The sequence below is a fragment of the Mixta mediterraneensis genome, assembly GCF_030283135.1.
Taxonomy (GTDB): domain Bacteria; phylum Pseudomonadota; class Gammaproteobacteria; order Enterobacterales; family Enterobacteriaceae; genus Pantoea; species Pantoea mediterraneensis.
The window spans coordinates 1-3,703 of sequence record NZ_JASUAZ010000092.1 but is presented as its reverse complement, the minus strand read 5'-3'; the positions used below and the strand labels follow the sequence as shown (position 1 = coordinate 3,703).

Annotated in this window: 4 protein-coding genes; 2 read left to right on the top strand and 2 right to left on the bottom strand. The window is 50.3% G+C overall.

Annotated features, from left to right (window positions below; all coding sequences use genetic code 11):
- On the top strand, positions 1–317 hold a 317-nt coding region (locus QRY16_RS21560), incomplete at its 5' end, for an Rpn family recombination-promoting nuclease/putative transposase (RefSeq protein WP_289778003.1).
- 520 nt (positions 318–837) lie between these two features.
- On the opposite strand, the gene istB is transcribed toward QRY16_RS21560, so the two are convergent.
- Complete coding sequence (istB, locus tag QRY16_RS21555) at positions 838–1,620, bottom strand: IS21-like element ISSen3 family helper ATPase IstB (RefSeq protein ID WP_193405542.1); 783 nt, start codon at positions 1,618–1,620, stop codon at positions 838–840.
- Complete coding sequence (gene istA, locus QRY16_RS21550; RefSeq protein WP_193405541.1) at positions 1,617–2,639, bottom strand: IS21 family transposase; 1,023 nt, start codon at positions 2,637–2,639, stop codon at positions 1,617–1,619. The genes istB and istA overlap by 4 nt, the downstream gene beginning before the upstream one ends.
- Positions 2,640–2,985: 346 nt before the next feature.
- Here istA and QRY16_RS21545 point away from each other — a divergent pair.
- A partial coding sequence (locus QRY16_RS21545) for an acyltransferase family protein (protein WP_289778002.1) occupies positions 2,986–3,703 on the top strand: 718 nt, incomplete at its 3' end.

Sequence of the window (3,703 nt, the reverse complement as noted above, 5' to 3'; positions counted from 1 at the left end):
AGGTCATATCGCTGGTACACTATATAGTGCAGGCAGGCGAAACATCCGACGCCGAAGCCTTTGTACGCGAACTGGCACAGCGTGTGCCGCAACACGGAGACGCACTTATGACCATCGCACAACAGCTTGAACAGAAGGGTATCGAGAAGGGCAGGGCTGAAGGCTTACAGCTCGGTGAACAGCGCGGCATTGCAAAAGGCGAGCGTGATGCCACCCTTAAAATTGCACGAAGCATGCTGCAAAACGGCATCGATCGCAATACCGTCATGAAAATGACCGGTCTGATGGAAGACGACCTGGCGCAGATCCGCCACTAACCCCTTCCGAGACTCCCTGTCCGGCCATCAGTATTAACTGGTGGGGCAGGGGCCCATAGCCCCGTGAAACTGTGTTCTACGACGCACCGGCCATTCATTCACTGTTATTTGTGAAGCTAAATTACAGGATATTTTTTAAAAATAACTCAAAAAAAGAAGTCTCTGTTTTCTAATTGAAATGTATTCTCTGTATTTACATTTGCTGCACAACCCTTCGTCTGTACACTCTTATTATTACTTTGTTCTGAATCAAAAAAATCGCAAACATGTTTGATGCAAATCACTATATGTAGCACCTAAAATGCTTCCAGCCCCAACAGATAGGGGCTGGCCCCGGAACTGTGCTTATGCCAGGAGCACTCATCACGTAATCCGGGCGATAAATATGGTGGTAAGGCTTTGCTCAACAAAACCGTTTCCTCGTGAAGTGATGATAGCGACGGAGAGCCACCTGTCAACAACGGGTAAAAAGTGATCCACTAACCGTCACCACCAACGGTTTAATATTGATCCACCTTGTTTACTCAGGATTAGCTTCCGCTATAACCCCGGCCTTTCGCTTCTGCTTCAGTCGATAGCTATCTCCTTTTATCTGGACTACGTGTGAGTGATGTAAGATCCGATCCAGCATTGCCGATGTCAGGGCTGCATCCCCGGCGAACGTCTGGTCCCACTGCCCGAACGGCAGGTTAGAGGTCAGGATCATCGCGCTCTTTTCGTAACGTTTGGCAATGACCTGGAAGAACAACTTGGCTTCCTCCTGGCTGAACGGCAGATAGCCTATTTCGTCGATGATGAGCAGTTTGGGGGCCATGACACCGCGATTGAGTGTCGTTTTGTAACGCCCCTGACGCTGGGAAGTCGACAGCTGTAACAGCAGGTCCGCTGCTGTTGTGAAGCGAACCTTGATGCCCGCCCGTACTGCCTCGTAGCCCATGGCTATCGCCAGATGCGTTTTCCCCACGCCCGAGGGACCCAGCAGCACAATGTTTTCGTTACGTTCGATGAAGCTCAGGGAGCGCAGCGACTGGATTTGCTTCTGAGGTGCGCCGGTGGCGAAGGTGAAGTCGTATTCCTCGAACGTCTTCACCGCCGGGAAGGCTGCCATCCGCGTGTACATCGCCTGTTTACGCTGATGCCGCGCCAGTTTCTCCTCATGTAGCAGGTGCTCCAGGAAGTCCATGTAGCTCCATTCCTGATCCACCGCCTGCTGCGACAGAGCCGGCGCCGCGCCGATAAGGCTGTCCAGCTGGAGCTGTTCAGCAAGCACCATCAGCCGTTGATGTTGCAGTTCGACCATCATGCGGCTCCTCTGCAGAACGTGTCATAGATGGAGAGTGGATGATGCAACGGCTGCCTGTCGAAGGTCACCAGGCTTTCGTCAACCTGCACGTCATACTGTTTTTTCTCCGGTGGCAGTGCCAGCATGGATTGCTGTTCCTCCACCCAGCGATCGCAGGGGCGGGTCTGGATAGTTTCATGCTTCCGTTGATTCGCCACATCGTACAGCCAGCGCAGGCCGTAACGGTTTGCGGTCTCAACATCGACGGTGATCCCCATTGGGCGCAGGCGCGTCATTAACGGGATGTAGAAGCTGTTGCGGGTGTACTGCACCATTCGCTCCACCTTACCTTTAGTCTGTGCCCTGAAGGGGCGACACAGCCGCGGAGAGAAGCCCATCTCTTTGCCGAACTGCCACAGGGAAGGATGGAACCGGTGCTGTCCGGCCTGGTAAGCATCACGCTGCAGCACCACCGTTTTCATATTGTCGTACAGAACTTCCCGCGGTACGCCGCCGAAGAAGCTGAACGCATTGCGGTGACAGGATTCCAGCGTGTCGTAGTGCATGTTGTCGGTGAACTCGATGTAAAGCATTCTGCTGTACCCCAGAACAGCAACGAACGCATGCAGGGGAGACTTACCGTTTCGCATGGTCCCCCAGTCAACCTGCATCTGCCGTCCGGGCTCGGTTTCGAAGCGAACGACCGGCTCTGCCTGTACGGGGAGTGTCTGCGAACGGATGAACTCCCTCAGGATAGTCAGACCTCCACGATAGCCCAGCTCCATGATTTCCCGGGCAATAACGGTAGCCGGGATTTTGTAGGGATGCGCGTCGCTGATCCGCTTACAGATATAATCGCGGTATTCATCGAGCAGTGATGATGATGCCGGGCGTGGTGAATACTGCGGCTTTTCAGATTTGGCTTTCAGGTGGCTGCGGACAGTATTGCGCGAAATACCCAGTTCTCTGGCGATGGCCCGGATACTCATTCCCCGCTTGTGCAGGACTTTAATTTCCATACGAATCTCAAAAGTGATCATAAGCTCCCCTGTATTCAGAGGAGCAGATTAACCCCTGGATCAATTTTCAACCGCTGGGGTGGATCAGTTTTGCACCGTTAGTAACAATAACCAGCCTGAATTCATCGGCTTGCTATGCACTATAAGTTTTATCTGAATGTTGCAGTGCCAGCTTAAGAACGAATGGGAAAGCTGATATGATAAAATTTCCTTAAGTAAAGGGCGATTCCGCTTGAGGGAAATATGTGGTCGTAACTGGGCTGCATTAATACTACGCCGTTTTGTTTAGCGACGATTAACGGCTTGCGAAGCTTTTTCTGCTGGCCTGTTTAAAATAAAGCAATAATGAATTTTCAAGGCGGAAATAGTGGATAAATCTTCTTTTTTATCAAAACGTAATATAGGCCTCGATTTTTTACGTGCGCTGCTTATTTTGGAAGGGGTGCTGTACCATGCAGCACGTAGTTTACCTGGGGGGAATTCCTGGTATTACATATCAGGAAAAAATGAATCGATAGTTTTTACGTCATTCATTGAATTTATCCATACCTTCAGAATGGAAGCGTTTTTCTTTTTATCCGGCATGTTTTCCGCTATGGTTTTTCTGCGCAAAGGAAACGCTTTTTTTATTCAAAACAGGAAGAAAAGAGTACTCATTCCGCTTATTTCCGCTTTTGCTTTTATACCTGGCGTTATGTACCTGCTCTCTGCGGCAATCAAAGGCAATGCGATAACCTATGCGGGCTTAGCCAGCGGTTATACGCAGCTTCATCATTTGTGGTTCCTGGTTTCCCTGTCGGCCATGTCTTTTTTGATACCGGGCTCTCTATATGTGAAGCTTGCGACAGTGTTTCGGCGTCTACCCTTTCTGGTGTTAACTGGAACGCTTATCGTGGTGTGTAATTGCTTCTTCGTGCTTAAGTTTTTTATGAAGGATACAGGCGAATTGATGCTGTTAATTCCGGTAACTGCCCGCTTCTGCGTCTATTATGCTGCTGGTTACGCGCTTTATATCAACAGAGATAAAATACCCGAAATGGCTAAACATCCACTGCTGCATTCGGGGGTGATTCTGTTACTGGCGC

Bases quoted from the DNA above. Each gene is read 5' to 3' on its own strand.
- istB (WP_193405542.1), bottom strand. From the start codon at position 1,620: ATGATGGTCGAACTGCAACATCAACGGCTGATGGTGCTTGCTGAACAG.
- istA (WP_193405541.1), bottom strand. From the start codon at position 2,639: ATGATCACTTTTGAGATTCGTATGGAAATTAAAGTCCTGCACAAGCGG.